This window comes from Streptococcus parasanguinis (genome assembly GCF_001578955.1).
GTDB lineage: Bacteria > Bacillota > Bacilli > Lactobacillales > Streptococcaceae > Streptococcus > Streptococcus parasanguinis_U.
Genome location: NZ_KQ969689.1, coordinates 140093 through 141720 on the forward strand (window position 1 = coordinate 140093; position 1628 = coordinate 141720).

The following is a 1628-nucleotide window of genomic DNA, read 5'->3' on the forward strand; positions in this document are numbered from 1 at the left end:
AATCGATGAAGTCAGAGGCATCAAGATTCGATGGTAGCCTGTGAGATCGGTAAAGTCACTTGTTTCAACCTCTACCGTTGCAGTAGAGAGTCGGAAGTCAAAGGTTCGATCCTGATAACTTCCCTCTTTTGGAGAGAGGAAGAGTTGGGTAGTTTGGCCACCGGACCAAGTAGAAATCTGATAATCTGAAGGGGTAAGATGAAGGATAGTCACCATAGGACGTCCTCTTTCTTAAAAGAGACCAGTGATATTGCCTTGGGCATCGATATCAATCTTTTCACTGGCTGGAACTTTTGGTAGGCCAGGCATGGTCATGATCGTTCCTGTGAGAGCAACGATAAAGCCAGCTCCTGCTGCCACCTTAAGGTTGCTAATTTTGACAGTGAAATCTTTCGGTGCTCCGATCTTCTTGGCATCATCCGAGAAGGAATATTGCGTTTTGGCCATACAGATTGGGTAGTTTGAGAAGCCAAGAGCTTCTAATTCTTTCAGTTCGCGTTTGGCCGCTGGTGTTAAGCTGATGCCTTTACCACCATAGACTTTTGTGACGATCTTGGTCAATTTTGTTTCAATGCTGTCTTCTTCGTCATAGACATAAGAAAAGTGGTTTTCTTCTTGAGTCAGTTGAATGACTTTTTCAGCCAAGTCACGGCCACCAGCCCCACCCTTTGCCCAGACATCCGAAATGACGACATCTACGTGACGTTTCTTACAAGATTCATAGACAGCTTCTAGTTCGGCTTCTGTATCCAGTGGGAATTTGTTAATGGCAACGACCACAGGTAGACCATAGACTTCTTGGATGTTGGCCAAGTGTTTGTCTAGGTTTGGTAGACCATCGATAACGGCTTGGACATTTTCAGTAGCCAAGTCTGCTTTGGCAACCCCACCATGCATTTTGAGGGCACGGATGGTTGCGACGAGGACAACGGCAGCAGGTTTTAGTCCGGCCATGCGGCACTTGATATCGATGAATTTTTCAGCACCGAGGTCAGCTCCAAAGCCAGCTTCTGTCACGACATAGTCTGCATATTTGAGGGCCAATTTAGTAGCCAGCACACTGTTACAGCCATGAGCGATATTGGCAAATGGTCCACCGTGGATAATAGCAGGAGTATGTTCTAAAGTCTGCACCAAGTTCGGATGGATGGCATCTTTGAGGACAGCTGCCATGGCCCCTCCAGCCTTGAGGTCTTTGGCTGTGACCGGTTGTCCTTGGTAGTTGTACCCGATAATGATGCGATCAAGACGTTCTTTGAGATCAAGGATATTTTCTGAGAGACAGAGAATGGCCATGATTTCAGAAGCCACTGTGATGTCAAAACCATCTTCACGAGGAACCCCGTTTGTTTTTCCTTGTAGGCCATCGACAATATGACGGAGTTGACGGTCATTCATATCGACCACCCGTTTCCAGGTAATCCGACGAGAATCGATGCCCAACTCATTGCCGTGATGGATGTGGTTGTCAATCACGGCTGCAAGGAGGTTATTGGCAATCCCAATGGCATGGAAGTCTCCGGTAAAGTGAAGGTTGATATCTTCCATTGGAACCACTTGGGCGTAACCACCACCGGCAGCTCCACCCTTGATCCCAAAGACCGGGCCAAGAGAAGGTTCGCGGAGGG

General features: G+C 47.6%; 2 protein-coding genes. Both read right to left on the reverse strand.

Going from position 1 to position 1628, the window contains the following annotated elements:
- Positions 1–216, reverse strand: a 216-nt coding sequence (locus SPADD19_RS12190) for a HutD family protein (protein WP_241496370.1), incomplete at its 3' end; no start/stop codon positions are given.
- 15 nt (positions 217–231) lie between these two features.
- On the reverse strand, positions 232–1628 hold a 1397-nt coding region (locus SPADD19_RS00655), incomplete at its 5' end, for a formate--tetrahydrofolate ligase (protein WP_061454937.1).